This window comes from Bacillus sp. LJBS17 (genome assembly GCF_019334685.1).
Taxonomy (GTDB): domain Bacteria; phylum Bacillota; class Bacilli; order Bacillales; family Bacillaceae; genus Bacillus; species Bacillus subtilis.
Map to the genome: position 1 here is coordinate 1,647,498 of NZ_CP079759.1, position 17,069 is coordinate 1,664,566.

Genomic DNA, 17,069 nt, shown 5'->3' on the forward strand with positions numbered 1-17,069 from the left:
GTCTTATTTCACCAATGTTTATGATAGAATTGAAATACTTATTACATAAGGAGGATCGCTATGTTCCTCAAACGTTTAGACGTTATAGGATTTAAATCATTTGCAGAACGGATTTCCGTAGACTTCGTTAAAGGCGTGACAGCGGTTGTCGGGCCGAACGGAAGCGGAAAAAGCAACATCACGGATGCCATTCGCTGGGTTCTCGGCGAACAATCGGCACGCTCTCTTCGCGGCGGAAAAATGGAGGACATTATTTTTGCCGGGAGTGATTCAAGAAAGCGATTAAATCTAGCTGAAGTTACGCTTACTCTTGATAATGATGATCATTTCTTGCCAATTGACTTCCACGAGGTGAGTGTCACAAGACGTGTGTACAGATCAGGTGAGAGTGAGTTTCTGATTAACAATCAGCCATGCCGCTTGAAAGATATTATTGATTTATTTATGGACTCTGGGCTTGGTAAAGAAGCATTTTCTATTATCAGCCAAGGGAAAGTGGAAGAGATCCTGAGCAGCAAAGCGGAGGATCGCCGCAGTATCTTTGAAGAAGCGGCCGGGGTGCTTAAATATAAAACGAGAAAGAAAAAAGCAGAAAATAAACTGTTTGAGACACAGGACAATCTAAATCGGGTAGAAGATATATTACATGAGCTTGAAGGACAGGTTGAACCTCTTAAAATTCAAGCTTCAATAGCGAAAGACTACCTTGAGAAAAAGAAAGAGCTGGAGCATGTTGAAATTGCGCTGACTGCCTATGATATCGAAGAGCTGCATGGTAAATGGTCGACTCTTAAAGAGAAAGTGCAGATGGCAAAAGAAGAAGAGCTTGCTGAATCGTCTGCTATTTCTGCGAAAGAAGCAAAGATTGAGGATACAAGGGACAAAATACAAGCGCTTGATGAGTCAGTAGATGAGCTCCAGCAAGTTTTACTGGTAACTAGTGAGGAGCTGGAAAAGCTTGAAGGCCGTAAAGAAGTCCTGAAAGAACGAAAGAAAAACGCTGTGCAAAACCAAGAACAGCTTGAAGAAGCCATCGTTCAGTTTCAGCAAAAAGAAACGGTTCTGAAAGAAGAGCTTTCGAAGCAGGAAGCTGTCTTCGAAACGCTTCAGGCTGAGGTGAAGCAGTTAAGGGCGCAAGTAAAAGAAAAACAGCAGGCTCTCAGTCTTCACAATGAAAATGTCGAAGAGAAAATCGAGCAGCTGAAAAGTGATTATTTTGAGCTGTTAAACAGCCAGGCTTCGCTACGCAACGAACTCCAGCTTCTTGATGACCAGATGTCCCAATCCGCTGTCACATTGCAAAGACTCGCGGACAACAATGAAAAGCACCTGCAGGAACGGCGTGATATTTCTGCGCGTAAAGCCGCATGTGAAACGGAATTTGCCCGAATTGAGCAGGAGATTCACAGTCAAGTCGGTGCATATCGTGATATGCAGACAAAATATGAGCAGAAAAAGCGCCAATACGAAAAAAATGAATCCGCTCTGTATCAGGCATACCAATACGTTCAGCAAGCGAGATCAAAAAAGGACATGCTTGAGACGATGCAGGGAGATTTTTCCGGCTTTTATCAAGGTGTTAAAGAAGTGCTGAAAGCGAAAGAGCGCCTTGGTGGAATTCGCGGAGCGGTTCTTGAGCTGATTTCTACAGAACAGAAGTATGAAACGGCCATTGAAATAGCGCTCGGCGCTTCTGCTCAGCATGTCGTGACCGACGATGAACAATCTGCCCGAAAAGCGATTCAATATTTAAAGCAGAATTCCTTCGGCCGGGCGACGTTTCTGCCTCTTTCTGTTATTAGAGACCGCCAGCTTCAAAGCCGTGACGCGGAAACAGCCGCCCGACATTCATCATTTCTCGGGGTTGCCAGTGAACTTGTCACATTTGATTCTGCGTATCGAAGCGTCATCCAGAATCTTCTTGGAACCGTTCTGATCACAGAGGACTTAAAGGGTGCAAACGAGCTTGCAAAGCTTCTCGGGCACCGGTACCGCATCGTAACCCTTGAGGGAGATGTTGTGAACCCCGGTGGTTCAATGACGGGCGGCGCGGTTAAAAAGAAAAATAACTCCCTCCTTGGAAGAAGCCGGGAGCTAGAAGATGTGACGAAACGGCTCGCTGAAATGGAAGAGAAAACAGCACTGCTTGAACAAGAGGTCAAAACCCTTAAGCAATCCATTCAGGATATGGAGAAAAAACTGGCTGACTTAAGAGAAACCGGGGAAGGCTTAAGGTTAAAGCAGCAGGATGTGAAAGGCCAGCTGTACGAACTTCAAGTTGCCGAGAAAAATATCAATACCCATTTAGAGCTCTATGACCAAGAAAAATCTGCTCTGTCTGAAAGCGATGAAGAGAAAAAAGCGCGCAAACGCAAGCTTGAAGAAGAGCTCTCTGCCGTATCTGAAAAGATGAAACAGCTTGAAGAGGACATAGACAGACTGACAAAACAAAAACAAACGCAATCCTCAACGAAAGAGTCTCTCTCCAACGAGCTGACTGAGCTGAAGATCGCTGCGGCCAAAAAAGAGCAGGCTTGCAAGGGGGAAGAGGACAACCTTGCCAGATTAAAGAAAGAGCTCACTGAAACAGAGCTTGCGTTAAAAGAAGCAAAAGAAGACTTAAGCTTCTTAACGTCAGAGATGTCATCTAGCACCAGCGGCGAAGAAAAGCTGGAAGAAGCAGCAAAACATAAATTGAATGACAAAACGAAAACGATCGAACTGATTGCATTAAGGCGCGATCAGCGCATCAAGCTTCAGCATGGGCTTGATACGTATGAGCGTGAGCTGAAAGAAATGAAACGCCTGTATAAACAAAAAACAACGCTCTTAAAAGACGGAGAAGTCAAACTCGGACGGATGGAAGTCGAGCTTGATAATTTACTCCAATACTTACGGGAGGAATACAGCTTGTCCTTTGAGGGGGCAAAAGAGAAATATCAGCTTGAAACTGATCCAGAGGAAGCCAGAAAGCGCGTGAAGCTGATTAAACTCGCAATTGAAGAGCTGGGTACCGTGAACCTCGGAAGCATAGATGAGTTTGAGAGGGTCAACGAACGGTACAAGTTTCTGTCGGAACAAAAAGAAGATTTAACAGAAGCGAAAAATACCTTGTTCCAAGTGATTGAAGAAATGGATGAAGAAATGACGAAGCGCTTTAACGACACATTCGTCCAAATCCGCTCACACTTTGATCAAGTTTTCCGCTCCTTATTCGGAGGAGGGCGAGCTGAACTGAGGCTCACCGATCCTAACGATCTGCTTCATTCAGGAGTCGAGATTATCGCTCAGCCGCCGGGGAAAAAGCTGCAAAACTTAAACCTCCTGTCAGGCGGAGAGCGTGCGCTTACTGCTATAGCGCTCTTATTCTCAATCCTAAAGGTTCGTCCAGTGCCGTTTTGCGTCCTTGACGAAGTAGAGGCTGCGCTCGACGAAGCGAATGTGTTCCGGTTTGCGCAGTATTTAAAAAAATACAGCAGTGATACCCAGTTTATTGTGATTACCCACAGAAAAGGAACGATGGAGGAAGCGGATGTGCTTTATGGCGTAACCATGCAGGAATCCGGTGTTTCCAAGGTAATCTCCGTTAAGCTGGAAGAAACAAAAGAATTCGTTCAGTAACGAGGAAAGAGGTTAAAAGATGAGCTTTTTTAAAAAATTAAAAGAGAAAATCACAAAACAGACAGATTCCGTATCTGAAAAGTTTAAGGATGGCCTTGAAAAAACAAGAAACTCCTTTCAAAACAAAGTGAATGATCTTGTATCCCGTTACCGTAAAGTGGATGAGGATTTCTTCGAAGAGCTTGAAGAGGTTCTTATCAGCGCGGATGTCGGTTTTACAACCGTTATGGAATTAATAGATGAGCTGAAAAAAGAAGTCAAACGCAGAAATATTCAAGATCCAAAGGAAGTCCAGTCAGTGATTTCTGAGAAACTGGTCGAGATTTATAACAGCGGAGATGAGCAAATTTCAGAACTGAACATCCAGGATGGGCGTTTAAACGTAATCCTTCTGGTAGGTGTAAACGGTGTCGGGAAAACAACAACGATCGGAAAGCTTGCTCATAAAATGAAACAAGAAGGAAAATCTGTCGTACTTGCCGCCGGAGACACTTTCAGAGCGGGAGCCATTGAACAGCTGGAAGTATGGGGAGAGCGTACAGGAGTGCCTGTCATTAAGCAGACGGCCGGAAGCGATCCGGCAGCTGTCATCTACGATGCTGTTCATGCTGCGAAAGCAAGAAATGCCGATGTATTAATTTGTGATACGGCAGGGCGTCTCCAAAACAAAGTAAATCTCATGAAAGAGCTTGAAAAAGTAAAACGTGTTATCGAAAGAGAAGTTCCTGAAGCTCCGCATGAGGTGCTGCTTGCCCTTGATGCCACGACCGGCCAAAATGCAATGGCTCAGGCAAAAGAGTTCTCTAAAGCAACAAATGTTACCGGCATTGCTTTAACGAAGCTTGACGGTACGGCAAAGGGCGGTATCGTCCTTGCGATTCGCAACGAGCTTCACATTCCGGTTAAACTAGTCGGTTTAGGAGAAAAAGTTGATGATCTCCAGGAATTTGATCCAGAATCCTATGTGTACGGACTCTTTTCAGATTTAGTGGAAAAAGCCGACGATTAAGAAAAAGGCCCCAACATCTTGGGGCCTTTTCTTTTTTATCTTCTTACTTGATAGGCGAAATGATAAAGGCTGTTATCAGTGGATACCAGTCTTGATTCACCAGAAAAAACTCTGAATGGGATGATGTCATAGTAATGAACGGAAACAGATGTGTAATACGTATAGTAACCAGCAGCTGGCCCCAAATACATTGGAACCTCAAATGTTCCGTTTGCATCAGTGGTTCCTGAAGCAGTTTGTGTTGTGTTTCCGACCTTCGTGTCCGCTTCAAATCTTACGGGCGCGTTTGGCACTGGCTGTCCGTTTTGGTCGAGTAATTTGCCGCTTACTGTAATATTGTACTTGACTCGCCAATATTGACCTTGTCCGTAATTGATTTTACCGTAAACCCCTCCATCTGTGCTGATATTTGTGATCGAAGCCTTATAAGGTGCATCAGCAGCGTCTGCTTGCTGTGCCGGAAAACCTATTGTAAACAGGGCTGCCAGACATAACATAAACAATAAACCGATTTTTTTCATAAAAATCCTCCTTTAAATAGGGTTCATATACAATATCGGAATAAATTGAATGATATTTAGCGTATTTTGGAAAAAGTTAACCACCGCTTTGACAAGATAAAAACTTGACAGTGTCAATAAAACCGTGTAAACTAAGTTATCGTAAAGGGATTTGACTTAACAAAGGGGAGAGCTCAAATGTCACTCGAAAAGACAACGAGAATGAATTATCTGTTTGATTTTTATCAGTCGTTGTTGACGTCAAAACAGAAGAGCTATATGTCGCTTTATTATTTGGACGATTTCTCCCTAGGCGAAATAGCCGAAGAATATGAGGTTTCAAGACAAGCTGTTTATGATAACATCAAACGAACAGAAGCGATGCTTGAACAATATGAAGAAAAGCTGCTCCTTTTGAAAAAGTTTCAGGAGCGTAAAGAGATGTTTAATAAGCTGAAGGAGCTTGCTTCCGGTTCAAAAGAAGAGGAAGAAATTACAGCTCTGATTGAAGCGCTTGAGAAATTAGATTAGGAGGCGGCAAACTATGGCATTTGAAGGATTAGCCGACCGACTGCAGCAGACGATTTCTAAAATCCGCGGAAAAGGGAAAGTCAGCGAACAAGATGTAAAAGATATGATGCGTGAGGTTCGCCTTGCGCTGCTTGAGGCTGACGTTAACTTTAAAGTAGTCAAAGATTTTGTCAAAAAAGTAAGTGAACGCGCTGTAGGCCAAGACGTCATGAAAAGTCTGACGCCCGGCCAGCAGGTCATTAAAGTTGTTCAAGAGGAACTGACTGAGCTGATGGGCGGCGAAGAGAGCAAAATCGCCGTCGCAAAAAGGCCGCCGACTGTTATTATGATGGTCGGTCTCCAAGGTGCCGGTAAAACGACAACAAGCGGTAAGCTTGCGAATCTGCTGCGCAAAAAGCATAATCGCAAACCGATGCTGGTTGCTGCCGATATTTACCGCCCAGCCGCAATTAAGCAGCTGGAAACACTCGGCAAACAGCTTGATATGCCTGTTTTCTCTCTTGGCGATCAGGTCAGTCCTGTAGAAATAGCTAAACAGGCTATTGAGAAAGCCAAGGAAGAACATTATGACTATGTCATTTTGGATACGGCAGGGCGCTTGCATATCGACCATGAACTGATGGATGAACTGACCAACGTCAAAGAAATCGCGAATCCGGAAGAAATTTTCCTGGTTGTCGATTCAATGACCGGTCAGGACGCTGTGAATGTTGCCAAAAGCTTTAATGAACAGCTCGGTTTAACCGGTGTTGTGTTAACTAAGCTGGATGGAGACACACGCGGCGGAGCTGCGCTTTCTATTCGCGCTGTCACAAACACGCCAATTAAGTTCGCAGGTTTGGGCGAAAAGCTTGATGCGTTAGAGCCGTTCCATCCTGAACGCATGGCATCAAGGATTCTCGGCATGGGCGACGTGCTGACATTGATTGAAAAAGCACAGGCCAGCGTTGATGAAGACAAAGCCAAAGAGCTGGAACAAAAAATGAGAACGATGAGCTTCACATTGGACGATTTTCTGGAGCAGCTCGGGCAAGTCAGAAACATGGGGCCGCTTGATGAGCTTCTGCAAATGATGCCGGGTGCAGGTAAAATGAAAGGCCTGAAAAACATCCAAGTTGATGAAAAACAGCTGAATCATGTGGAAGCAATCATCAAATCAATGACTGTTCTTGAAAAAGAACAGCCGGATATTATCAATGCCAGCCGGCGGAAGCGGATTGCAAAAGGAAGCGGGACATCCGTACAGGAAGTCAACCGTCTGCTTAAGCAGTTTGATGAAATGAAAAAAATGATGAAGCAGATGACAAACATGTCAAAAGGCAAGAAAAAAGGGTTTAAGCTACCTTTTATGTAATCGGTTATACATGATAAAACCGTTGTTAAGAAAAAACACTTTACAAACACTTTTATCATTGTTAATATACTATCTTGTTGAAATATTTTCGGAGGTGCTAGTAAAATGGCAGTAAAAATTCGTTTAAAACGTATGGGAGCAAAAAAATCTCCTTTCTATCGTATTGTTGTAGCAGATTCTCGTTCACCACGTGACGGCCGTTTCATCGAAACAGTCGGAACTTACAACCCGGTTGCAAAACCAGCGGAAGTAAAAATTGACGAAGAGCTTGCTCTTAAATGGCTTCAAACTGGAGCGAAACCATCTGATACAGTTCGCAACTTGTTCTCTAGCCAAGGAATCATGGAAAAATTCCACAACGCTAAACAAGGCAAGTAATGACTGATCAACACTTGGAAGATTTGATTGTCCACATTGTGACGCCGCTTGTTGATCATCCAGATGACATTCGCGTCATAAGAGAAGAAACCGATCAAAAGATTGCGCTGCGCTTATCTGTCCATAAGTCAGATACCGGTAAAGTTATCGGAAAGCAAGGCCGGACTGCAAAAGCGATTCGAACAGCTGTATTTGCAGCTGGCGCACAGTCTTCTAAGAAAGTTCAATTTGAAATATTTGACTAAAAGGGAGAGGGCCGGCACCTCCCCTTTTTTTACACGCAAAAAAAGGGTAAACTGATAGAAGCTTAGGCAAAATAGAAAAGCCTGGGCGAGTAAAAGTTTTAAAAGCGGGGAGCTTGGTGCGATGCAAATTATTCACCGTGTAGCCGTTATGCAAGTCTTAACCGAGCGCAGTAAAGAAAAGCTTTTAGCTTCTTTTGCCGAAAAGAAACAAATGCTTGAACGAGAATGCAGCCAGCTCTATTTTCAGCTTAGAAAACATGAGAAAGAACAGCAAAACCCTGATATGATAGAACAATTTAAAAAGGCAATAGAAAAGCGAAAAGATGATATGAAAATCATCGATTTTCAAATTGCCCAAGTACATACATTGCCGCTTGGCAGTGAGTTGAAAGAAAAGGAAGTCGATGCGCTGCTGACGATTGAAGCCGGGGATGACTGGCATGAGAAAACAGCAGCGAACACCATCGTCATAAAAGACGGAAAAGTAATTGAAATTCGCCAGAGGTGATCATATGACAAAGCGATGGTTTAACGTAGGCAAAATCGTAAATACCCACGGAATCAAAGGCGAAGTGCGGGTGATTTCAAAAACAGATTTTGCCGAAGAACGATACAAGCCGGGAAACACGCTGTATTTGTTTATGGACGGCCGTAACGAACCAGTGGAGGTAACGGTAAACACACATAGACTGCATAAGCAATTTCATCTCCTGCAGTTTAAAGAAAGACAAAACCTAAATGAAGTAGAAGAGCTGAAAAACGCAATCATTAAAGTTCCTGAAGAAGAATTAGGAGAGCTGAATGAGGGTGAATTTTATTTCCACGAAATTATTGGGTGTGAAGTATTTACTGAAGAAGGCGAACTCATCGGAAAGGTCAAAGAAATTTTGACGCCTGGAGCCAATGACGTTTGGGTCATCGGACGAAAAGGAAAAAAAGACGCACTCATTCCTTACATTGAATCAGTGGTTAAACATATCGATGTCAGGGAAAAGAAAATTGAGATTGAACTCATGGAAGGGTTAATAGACGAATGAAAATCGACTTTTTGACGCTGTTTCCCGAAATGTTTGAAGGCGTGCTCGGCTCATCAATTCTTCAAAAAGCCCAGGAAAAAGATGCGGTGCAGTTTCAAGTCGTAAATTTCCGGGAGTACTCTGATAACAAGCACAATACTGTTGATGATTATCCTTATGGCGGCGGGGCAGGCATGGTTCTCAAGCCCCAGCCTGTTTTTGACGCGGTCGAGGACCTGACATCAAAGGCCGCCGCTGCTCCGCGTATTATCCTCGTATGCCCGCAAGGTGAGCGTTTTACCCAAAAAAAAGCCGAGCAATTAGCAAAGGAAGAGCATTTGCTGTTCATTTGCGGCCACTATGAAGGCTATGATGAACGCATTCGCGAGCACTTGGTAACGGATGAAATATCAATTGGCGACTTTGTTCTGACGGGCGGTGAGCTCCCTGCAATGATGATCGCAGACAGTGTGGTCAGACTGCTTCCGGGTGTACTGGGTAAAGAGGCTTCCCATATTGAGGATTCCTTCAGCACCGGACTTTTAGAGCACCCGCATTATACAAGACCGGCAGATTACAAAGGTTTAAAAGTGCCTGAAACACTCTTGTCAGGAAACCATGCAAAAATTGAAGAATGGCGGAATAAAGAATCGATCAGAAGGACCTACCTAAGACGTCCGGATCTGTTGAAAGACTACCCGCTTACAGAGCAGCAAAGAAAGTGGATTTCTGAATGGGAAAAAGAATAGATTTTATTGCATAGGCTATGAAATTGTGATAAGATACTACTTGTGGCTTAAGCGGGCTTATCCGCTGCAAGCTTGAAAACGATGTTCCGCTGTGCCGGTTTTTGTGGCCAAGAGCATCTGTTGGAAGGAGTTGAAAACGATGCAAAAACTAATTGAAGATATCACAAAAGAACAGCTTCGTACTGATCTTCCTGCGTTCCGTCCTGGTGACACTTTACGTGTACACGTTAAAGTTGTTGAGGGTAACCGTGAGCGTATCCAGATCTTTGAAGGTGTTGTGATTAAGCGTCGTGGTGGTGGAATCAGCGAAACGTTCACAGTTCGTAAGATTTCTTACGGTGTTGGCGTTGAACGTACTTTCCCAGTACACACACCAAAAATCGCGAAAATCGAAGTTGTACGTTACGGTAAAGTACGCCGTGCTAAACTTTACTACCTGCGTGAACTTCGCGGAAAAGCGGCTCGTATTAAAGAGATCAGACGATAATGATAACGAACGAAAAGAGCTTGTTACCTGTAACAAGCTCTTTTTTTATACAGAATTTGAAAATGCCGGACAGGCATCGTAAAATACATAAAGGACAACAATGAATCATGCATACTGAAGATAAAGGCGGTGTTCGTGTCACATGACAATTCAATGGTTCCCGGGCCATATGGCAAAAGCAAGAAGGGAAGTAACCGAAAAATTAAAATTAATCGATATCGTATATGAATTGGTAGATGCCAGAATTCCAATGTCATCAAGAAACCCAATGATTGAAGATATTCTAAAAAACAAGCCGCGAATTATGCTGTTAAACAAGGCTGACAAAGCAGATGCGGCAGTTACACAGCAGTGGAAAGAGCACTTTGAGAAGCAGGGGATCCGCTCTCTGTCTATTAATTCTGTAAATGGACAAGGGTTAAATCAAATTGTGCCTGCATCAAAAGAGATCCTCCAAGAAAAATTTGACCGGATGCGTGCGAAAGGTGTGAAGCCGAGAGCGATTCGTGCTTTGATTATCGGTATTCCAAACGTCGGAAAATCAACACTCATCAACCGGCTTGCAAAGAAAAACATAGCAAAAACGGGAGACAGACCTGGTATTACGACCTCTCAACAGTGGGTCAAAGTTGGGAAAGAATTAGAGCTATTAGATACACCGGGAATTTTGTGGCCTAAATTTGAGGATGAGCTTGTCGGTTTGAGACTGGCAGTCACCGGGGCTATTAAAGACTCGATTATCAATTTGCAGGACGTGGCCGTGTTTGGTCTTCGTTTTCTCGAAGAACATTACCCAGAACGGCTCAAGGAGCGTTATGGCCTTGAGGAGATCCCAGAGGACATTGCCGAGCTGTTTGATGCAATAGGTGAAAAGCGGGGCTGTCTCATGAGCGGTGGGCTCATTAACTATGATAAGACGACTGAAGTCATCATTCGCGATATTCGCACTGAAAAGTTCGGCAGGCTGTCATTTGAACAGCCGACGATGTAAAGGCGCGCAGAAATGCGGGTCTTTATTTTTTCTTGGCTGAACCGATACATACAGTAAGGGAGAAGAGAAAGTGAATACATTAACCGTAAAGGACATTAAAGACCGTTTGCAGGAAGTGAAGGATGCACGAGACCCATTTATTGCCCAATGCGAAAACGACCCGAGAAAAAGCGTTCAAACGCTTGTAGAGCAATGGCTTAAAAAGCAAGCGAAAGAAAAAGCGCTGAAAGAACAATGGGTGAATATGACTTCCTATGAAAGGCTGGCAAGAAACAAAGGATTTCGCTTGATTGCAGGTGTTGACGAGGTCGGCCGGGGGCCATTGGCAGGACCAGTTGTCGCCAGCGCAGTCATCCTTCCAGAGGAATGTGAAATACTTGGGCTGACAGACTCCAAAAAGCTTTCAGAGAAAAAACGCGAGGAATATTACGAGCTTATTATGAAGGAAGCACTGGCGGTCGGGATAGGAATTGTAGAAGCTACTGTGATTGATGAGATCAATATATATGAAGCTTCAAAAATGGCAATGGTGAAAGCGATACAGGATTTGTCGGCTACACCTGATTATTTGCTTGTTGACGCAATGACACTTCCGCTCGACACGGCTCAGGCGTCAATTATAAAAGGCGATGCCAAAAGCGTGTCTATTGCGGCAGGTGCGTGTATCGCAAAAGTGACGAGGGACCGAATGATGAGCGCTTATGCCGAAACGTATCCCATGTACGGCTTTGAAAAAAATAAAGGCTATGGGACAAAAGAACATTTGGAAGCTCTCGCTGCATACGGCCCAACTGAATTGCACCGCAAAACTTTCGCTCCTGTTCAATCTTTCAGATAAATCACATGGACAAGGAGGCACCTTTTTAAAATGAACATACGAAATGATGTGCAAAAGGCGTTGCAGCACCTTTTCGGGCGTACAGCCGTCCCGCAGGAAACATCAAAAGTAAACGAAGCGCTAAACGGGGAGAAGCGTCTCCTCTTAGGAAAAGTGCTTCGTTTACTAGGAGATCAGCATGCCCTGATCCAAGTCGGCAATCAAACTGTTCAGGGAAAACTTGAAACCCAGCTTCGTCCTCAGGCATACTATTGGTTTTCCTACGAAAAAAAAACGGCAGAGCAAACAGGCCGTCTTCAGGTCGTTCAAAGCTTTGATCAAAATCCTAAAACCATTCAGGATGCAGCTGGCAAGCTTTTAAATGCCATGTCAGTGAAGACGTCAAACGCAGCTCTCATAATGACAGGAGCGATGCTGAAGAGCAAAACACCCGTAACAGAAAATGATATCAAAACAGCTGTCCGCTGGATGGACACGCTGCCTTCGCAAGACACAAAAAAAGCAGTTGAAACGGTTCTCTTCGCTTTAAAGCGTGATCTTCCCATTCACTCCGAGATTTTGAATGGTGTTCACGCTGTGAAATCACCTGTTCCGTTGCATCAGCACGTATCCCAGCTGCTACAGGCAATCGACCAAAACCCTCAGCAGAGCCAAATGATGTCAAAGCTAAAGGAAGCAGTTACGGTGCTTTTAAATAGTGAAATCGATGTCCATGCAGAACGGCTGATTGATAAGCTTATTTCTTTAACCGACAATACGAAAGCACCTTTTCCGGCGAATACAGCTGGAAGCAGGGAGCTTAGCACACCAGCTGGCTCCCCCGGAAAAGCCAGCCTGCCGATTGCAAATCACACAGCAGAACAGGGAAGCATACAAGAAGAGCCTGTTAAAACAGCAGCAGACATTCCAATTAAAGAAGCCCGCCAGCTGCTGGTGAAGCTGACGGAATCTGCTGAAAAAAACAGTCTCCAAATTGTGAAAGAAGCAGCAAATTGGATTAAAGCGGCTGCTTCATCGGGTGATAGTAAGTCACTTGCAGCTTCAGCAGTTTTACAGGCGGCACAAGTCACAGACCAGGAAGCCGAAGTCTTTTTAAAGGCTGTTCAGCAGACAGCACCCCATTTGGCGGATAAGGCAGATGTTCTTTCTTTCTTATCCAAAGTGAAAATGGCAATCGGCGCAAGGGACGAGGTTGCGTTCATTAAAGCGTTTGAACAAGGAAGCGCAGTCACATCTGGCGAAATGCAATCCATCAAGCTGGCTCTTTCTGCCTTAAGAGCATCGCATGAGGTAGCCGAACCAGTCAAACAAGAAGCCGATCAGCTTTTTCATAAATTAAATGGCCAGCTTTTCATGCAGCAGGACCATCCATCATACAGCCAAATTGTAATGTCATTTCCGATGTTTTCGAAGTCAGGGGTTCAGGACATGACTGTTCTGTTTAAAGGAAAGAAAGAAGCGGATGGAAAGCTTGATCCTTCCCATTGCCGCCTTTTGTTTTTGCTGCAGCTTGATACACTAAAAGAAACCGTCGTTGATTGCTTGGTACAGCAAAAAGTCATGACCATTACAATAGAGACTGATTTCGAGCTGCAGGCTGCGATCGATCCGATGGTGCCCGCGCTTAAACAGGGGCTAAAGGAAATGGGGTACAGCCTTTCAGGGGTAAACGCTAAAAAAAGGGTTCACACCGAAGAAAAGGCTTCAATCGATCAATATATAACAAGTATCAGTGATCAGGAAGTGGATGTGAAAATATGAAAGAGCAGACACCGATCAGAAAAGCTGTTGCTCTCCATTATGACGAACAAAAAGACAAGGCGCCGAGAGTGATTGCCACAGGGAAGGGCCATGTAGCTGACAACATTATCAAAGAAGCGAAAAAAGCAGGGGTCCCGATTCAAGAAGATCGGACCCTTGTCGAATTAATGCGCCATTTGACGGTAGATGATCAAATTCCTGAAGCTCTTTATGAAACGGTAGCCGAGATTTTTTCATTCATTTACAAATTGGACGAAAGCGTAAAAAACAAAAAATAGCTAAAATATTCCCCATCCTTCTTTGAAATTTATGTTTTTAATAAAGTAAAAGTTTGAATGTTTAGAAGGATTAAAAGATTTTGCATCGAACTGTAGACAATTCTTCCAGTATTATTATAGAATGAAAGCGCAGTCTATTTTAGTTTTGTTACATAAGTTAGGAGGATGGGAAATGAATATCCATGAGTACCAGGGAAAAGAAGTCCTCAGAAAATATGGGGTATCTGTTCCTGAAGGTAAAGTGGCTTTTACAGCAGAAGAAGCAGTTGAGAGTGCAAAGAGCTTATCCAGCTCGGTTTATGTCGTAAAGGCTCAAATTCATGCTGGCGGTCGAGGCAAAGCTGGTGGGGTAAAAATAGCAAAATCATTAGACGAAGTAAAAGCGTATGCCGAAGAACTATTAGGGAAGACCCTAGTTACACATCAGACGGGTCCGGACGGCCAAGTAATAAAACGCTTACTTATTGAAGAAGGCTGCGATATTAAAAAAGAATATTACATCGGTCTAGTGCTTGACCGCGCCACTTCAAGAATCGTTTTAATGGCTTCTGAAGAAGGCGGAACGGAAATTGAAGAGGTTGCGGAGAAAACACCAGAAAAAATCAAAAAAGCTGTCATTGATCCGGCTGTTGGCCTTCAAGGCTATCAAGCCAGAGAAATTGCATTCGCTATTAATATTCCAAAAGAGCTCGTGGGAAAAGCTGCTAAATTTATGCTTGGACTATATAAAGCGTTTGTTGAGAAAGACTGCTCAATCGCCGAAATCAATCCGCTTGTTGTGACTGGCGACGGAAATGTGATGGCGCTTGATGCAAAATTGAATTTTGACAGCAATGCGTTGTACCGACAAAAGGACATTATGGAATACAGAGATTTGGATGAAGAAGATCCGAAAGAAATTGAAGCGTCCAAATATGATCTAAGCTACATTTCCCTTGATGGAAATATCGGCTGTATGGTAAACGGCGCGGGACTTGCAATGTCTACGATGGATATTATCAAGCATTATGGAGGAGAACCGGCCAACTTCCTTGATGTGGGCGGCGGTGCAACCGCGGAAAAAGTCACGGAAGCATTTAAAATCATTCTTTCTGATCAAAACGTTAAAGGGATTTTTGTCAACATTTTCGGCGGCATTATGAAATGTGATGTCATCGCAGAAGGGGTTGTTGAAGCGACTAGACAAGTTGGTTTGACATTGCCGCTTGTCGTCCGTCTTGAAGGCACAAACGTGGATCTAGGGAAGAAAATCCTTAGTGAATCAGGATTAAACATTACATCTGCGGAATCAATGGCTGACGGCGCGCAGAAAATCGTATCCTTAGTTTAAGAAAGAATGAAAGGCAGGGGACCAAATAATGAGTGTTTTCATTAATAAAGATACAAGAGTTATTGTGCAAGGGATTACAGGTTCTACCGCTTTATTTCATACGAAGCAGATGCTCGAATACGGCACAAATATCGTTGGCGGTGTAACACCTGGAAAAGGCGGAACAGAAGCGGAAGGTGTTCCTGTATTTAATACAGTGGCTGAAGCAGTTCAAACGACCGGCGCTAACGCGTCTGTTATATATGTGCCCGCACCGTTTGCAGCTGATGCGATTATGGAAGCGGTAGATGCGGAGCTGGATCTCGTGATTTGTATCACAGAACATATCCCGGTTTTGGATATGGTGAAGGTCAAACGCTTCATGGAAGGCAAGAAAACGAGACTGATAGGGCCGAACTGTCCTGGTGTCATTACGCCTGAAGAATGTAAAATCGGCATTATGCCCGGATACATCCATAAAAAGGGTCATGTAGGCGTTGTATCACGTTCAGGAACATTAACATACGAAGCGGTGCACCAGCTCTCAGAAGCGGGTGTAGGGCAATCTACAGCTGTTGGAATCGGCGGCGACCCTGTAAATGGAACAAACTTTATTGACGTTTTAAAAGCGTTTAACGAAGATCCTGACACACACGCAGTCATCATGATTGGCGAAATCGGCGGTACTGCCGAAGAGGAAGCGGCAGAGTGGGTAAAAGCCAACATGACAAAACCGGTAGTCGGTTTTATCGGCGGTAAAACAGCACCTCCTGGGAAGCGCATGGGGCATGCAGGCGCCATTATTTCCGGCGGAAAAGGGACAGCTGATGAAAAAATCAAAACCCTTAATGCATGCGGAATCGAAGTTGCAGAGACACCTTCTGTCATGGGTGAAACCTTAATCAAGGTGCTGAAAGAGAAGAACTTGTTCGAAACTTGTAAAACGCATTAATAAAAAAGGGACAGCCGTCAAGGCTGTTCCTGCTTTTTCTAACAAAAGGAGGTAAATCTATTGGATCAGGCCGCTGCCTGCCTAACGATTTGCAGAATCAATCAATTATTATCCCCATCCCTTCTATTAAAATGGTGGAAAGCCGATCCATCTATGTCGCTGACATCACCTGTGCTACAAACGGTTACTCGTGATCAAATAAAAGCAGCTGCATTAAAAAACGAAATAGAACAATTTTATCCAAAGCTCCAGCATGTACTTGCTGCTTATCGTGAGCAAGGCATTAACACCATCCCTATTTCTTCAAAGCAATATCCTTTCTGGCTTAAAAGCATTTATGATCCCCCCGCCGTACTGTTTGCAAAAGGTGATATGACTCTTCTTTCGAAAGGGAGAAAAATTGGAATTGTAGGGACAAGAAATCCAACAGCTTATGGGAAACAAGTTGTCAATCATCTTACAAAAGAGATCTGTCGTAAAGATTGGGTGATTGTCAGCGGACTGGCGTCTGGGATAGACGGAATGTCCCATGCTGCAAGTATTAGGGCGAAGGGGCGGACAATTGGCGTCATTGCAGGCGGATTTCAGCACATTTATCCCCGAGAAAACCTTCAGTTAGCAGATCACATGGCTAAACACCATATCCTGCTGTCAGAGCACCCACCTGAAACTAAACCCCAAAAATGGCATTTCCCTATGAGAAACCGTATTATCAGCGGACTAAGTGAAGGCGTTATTGTCGTTCAGGGCAAAGAAAAAAGCGGTTCGCTGATTACTGCCTATCAAGCATTGGAACAAGGGAGAGAGGTATTTGCCGTACCCGGTTCATTGTTTGACCCTTACGCCGGAGGTCCTATAAAACTGATCCAGCAGGGGGCTAAAGCCATATGGTCAGCAGAGGATATTTTCGAGGAACTTCCTGAGAGAAACGTTCAATATACGGAACCCTTTTGAATTATCGTTTGACAAACGGTATTGTAATATTTAATAATAGTGAGGATTTAAAGTTGCATATTGTTTTCTATTTAATTAATGACGTTCATGATAAAG

The 17,069-nt window shown here is 43.9% G+C and carries 18 protein-coding genes; 17 read left to right on the plus strand and 1 reads right to left on the minus strand.

What is annotated here, in order from left to right; all coding sequences use genetic code 11:
• Positions 1-60 precede the first annotated feature (60 nt).
• Both smc and ftsY read left to right on the plus strand, forming a co-directional pair.
• Positions 61-3,621, plus strand: a complete 3,561-nt coding sequence (gene smc / locus KXZ66_RS08530) for a chromosome segregation protein SMC (RefSeq protein ID WP_049139989.1) — start codon at positions 61-63, stop codon at positions 3,619-3,621.
• A gap of 19 nt (positions 3,622-3,640) precedes the next feature.
• Positions 3,641-4,630 (plus strand): signal recognition particle-docking protein FtsY, encoded by a 990-nt coding sequence (gene ftsY, locus KXZ66_RS08535; protein ID WP_003232026.1) that lies wholly within the window; start codon positions 3,641-3,643, stop codon positions 4,628-4,630.
• Between the two features lie 35 nt (positions 4,631-4,665).
• On the opposite strand, the gene KXZ66_RS08540 is transcribed toward ftsY, so the two are convergent.
• On the minus strand, positions 4,666-5,151 hold the full coding sequence (locus tag KXZ66_RS08540; RefSeq protein WP_151870246.1) for an Ig-like domain-containing protein: 486 nt from the start codon (positions 5,149-5,151) through the stop codon (positions 4,666-4,668).
• Positions 5,152-5,328: 177 nt separating this feature from the next.
• Here KXZ66_RS08540 and KXZ66_RS08545 point away from each other — a divergent pair, with 177 nt between their 5' ends.
• The 15 genes from KXZ66_RS08545 to dprA all read left to right on the plus strand — a co-directional run bounded on the left by KXZ66_RS08545 (position 5,329) and on the right by dprA (position 16,973).
• Positions 5,329-5,661, plus strand: coding sequence for a putative DNA-binding protein (locus tag KXZ66_RS08545; protein ID WP_003238590.1), 333 nt, complete (start codon positions 5,329-5,331; stop codon positions 5,659-5,661).
• A gap of 13 nt (positions 5,662-5,674) precedes the next feature.
• Positions 5,675-7,015 carry a signal recognition particle protein gene (gene ffh / locus KXZ66_RS08550; RefSeq protein WP_014479771.1) on the plus strand — a complete coding sequence of 447 codons (1,341 nt, stop codon included), beginning with the start codon at positions 5,675-5,677 and terminating at the stop codon, positions 7,013-7,015.
• Between the two features lie 105 nt (positions 7,016-7,120).
• Positions 7,121-7,393, plus strand: coding sequence for a 30S ribosomal protein S16 (gene rpsP / locus KXZ66_RS08555; RefSeq protein ID WP_003220815.1), 273 nt, complete (start codon positions 7,121-7,123; stop codon positions 7,391-7,393).
• Positions 7,393-7,638, plus strand: a complete 246-nt coding sequence (locus KXZ66_RS08560; RefSeq protein WP_014476792.1) for a KH domain-containing protein — start codon at positions 7,393-7,395, stop codon at positions 7,636-7,638. The genes rpsP and KXZ66_RS08560 overlap by 1 nt, the downstream gene beginning before the upstream one ends.
• A 121-nt stretch (positions 7,639-7,759) precedes the next feature.
• A complete protein-coding gene (locus KXZ66_RS08565; RefSeq protein WP_015715875.1) occupies positions 7,760-8,146 on the plus strand; it encodes a YlqD family protein in 387 nt (128 codons plus the stop codon).
• Positions 8,147-8,150: 4 nt separating this feature from the next.
• A complete protein-coding gene (rimM, locus tag KXZ66_RS08570) occupies positions 8,151-8,675 on the plus strand; it encodes a ribosome maturation factor RimM (protein ID WP_003232013.1) in 525 nt (174 codons plus the stop codon).
• The gene (trmD, locus tag KXZ66_RS08575; protein ID WP_003232011.1) at positions 8,672-9,403 is read left to right on the plus strand and encodes a tRNA (guanosine(37)-N1)-methyltransferase TrmD; all 732 of its coding nucleotides are present in this window, start codon (positions 8,672-8,674) and stop codon (positions 9,401-9,403) included. The genes rimM and trmD overlap by 4 nt, the downstream gene beginning before the upstream one ends.
• A 139-nt stretch (positions 9,404-9,542) precedes the next feature.
• Entirely contained in the window at positions 9,543-9,890 is a 348-nt protein-coding gene (gene rplS, locus KXZ66_RS08580) for a 50S ribosomal protein L19 (RefSeq protein WP_003220825.1), read from the plus strand.
• A 142-nt stretch (positions 9,891-10,032) separates the two neighbouring features.
• A complete protein-coding gene (gene ylqF / locus KXZ66_RS08585; protein ID WP_021479300.1) occupies positions 10,033-10,881 on the plus strand; it encodes a ribosome biogenesis GTPase YlqF in 849 nt (282 codons plus the stop codon).
• Between the two features lie 70 nt (positions 10,882-10,951).
• Positions 10,952-11,719, plus strand: a complete 768-nt coding sequence (gene rnhB, locus KXZ66_RS08590; protein WP_021479299.1) for a ribonuclease HII — start codon at positions 10,952-10,954, stop codon at positions 11,717-11,719.
• Positions 11,720-11,749: 30 nt separating this feature from the next.
• A complete protein-coding gene (locus tag KXZ66_RS08595) occupies positions 11,750-13,480 on the plus strand; it encodes a hypothetical protein (protein ID WP_021479298.1) in 1,731 nt (576 codons plus the stop codon).
• Entirely contained in the window at positions 13,477-13,758 is a 282-nt protein-coding gene (locus KXZ66_RS08600; protein WP_003232001.1) for a FlhB-like flagellar biosynthesis protein, read from the plus strand. Before KXZ66_RS08595 ends, KXZ66_RS08600 begins: the two co-directional genes overlap by 4 nt.
• Before the next feature lie 172 nt (positions 13,759-13,930).
• Positions 13,931-15,088, plus strand: a complete 1,158-nt coding sequence (gene sucC / locus KXZ66_RS08605; protein WP_003244732.1) for an ADP-forming succinate--CoA ligase subunit beta — start codon at positions 13,931-13,933, stop codon at positions 15,086-15,088.
• Positions 15,089-15,116: 28 nt separating this feature from the next.
• Entirely contained in the window at positions 15,117-16,019 is a 903-nt protein-coding gene (gene sucD, locus KXZ66_RS08610; RefSeq protein ID WP_003238566.1) for a succinate--CoA ligase subunit alpha, read from the plus strand.
• Positions 16,020-16,079: 60 nt separating this feature from the next.
• The gene (dprA, locus tag KXZ66_RS08615) at positions 16,080-16,973 is read left to right on the plus strand and encodes a DNA-processing protein DprA (protein WP_049139995.1); all 894 of its coding nucleotides are present in this window, start codon (positions 16,080-16,082) and stop codon (positions 16,971-16,973) included.
• Positions 16,974-17,069 lie beyond the last annotated feature (96 nt).

Coding starts and splice junctions, on each gene's coding strand:
- smc (WP_049139989.1), top strand. CDS start 61: ATGTTCCTCAAACGTTTAGACGTTATAGGATTTAAATCATTTGCAGAA.
- ftsY (WP_003232026.1), top strand. CDS start 3,641: ATGAGCTTTTTTAAAAAATTAAAAGAGAAAATCACAAAACAGACAGAT.
- KXZ66_RS08540 (WP_151870246.1), bottom strand. CDS start 5,151: ATGAAAAAAATCGGTTTATTGTTTATGTTATGTCTGGCAGCCCTGTTT.
- KXZ66_RS08545 (WP_003238590.1), top strand. CDS start 5,329: ATGTCACTCGAAAAGACAACGAGAATGAATTATCTGTTTGATTTTTAT.
- ffh (WP_014479771.1), top strand. CDS start 5,675: ATGGCATTTGAAGGATTAGCCGACCGACTGCAGCAGACGATTTCTAAA.
- rpsP (WP_003220815.1), top strand. CDS start 7,121: ATGGCAGTAAAAATTCGTTTAAAACGTATGGGAGCAAAAAAATCTCCT.
- KXZ66_RS08560 (WP_014476792.1), top strand. CDS start 7,393: ATGACTGATCAACACTTGGAAGATTTGATTGTCCACATTGTGACGCCG.
- KXZ66_RS08565 (WP_015715875.1), top strand. CDS start 7,760: ATGCAAATTATTCACCGTGTAGCCGTTATGCAAGTCTTAACCGAGCGC.
- rimM (WP_003232013.1), top strand. CDS start 8,151: ATGACAAAGCGATGGTTTAACGTAGGCAAAATCGTAAATACCCACGGA.
- trmD (WP_003232011.1), top strand. CDS start 8,672: ATGAAAATCGACTTTTTGACGCTGTTTCCCGAAATGTTTGAAGGCGTG.
- rplS (WP_003220825.1), top strand. CDS start 9,543: ATGCAAAAACTAATTGAAGATATCACAAAAGAACAGCTTCGTACTGAT.
- ylqF (WP_021479300.1), top strand. CDS start 10,033: ATGACAATTCAATGGTTCCCGGGCCATATGGCAAAAGCAAGAAGGGAA.
- KXZ66_RS08595 (WP_021479298.1), top strand. CDS start 11,750: ATGAACATACGAAATGATGTGCAAAAGGCGTTGCAGCACCTTTTCGGG.
- KXZ66_RS08600 (WP_003232001.1), top strand. CDS start 13,477: ATGAAAGAGCAGACACCGATCAGAAAAGCTGTTGCTCTCCATTATGAC.
- sucC (WP_003244732.1), top strand. CDS start 13,931: ATGAATATCCATGAGTACCAGGGAAAAGAAGTCCTCAGAAAATATGGG.
- sucD (WP_003238566.1), top strand. CDS start 15,117: ATGAGTGTTTTCATTAATAAAGATACAAGAGTTATTGTGCAAGGGATT.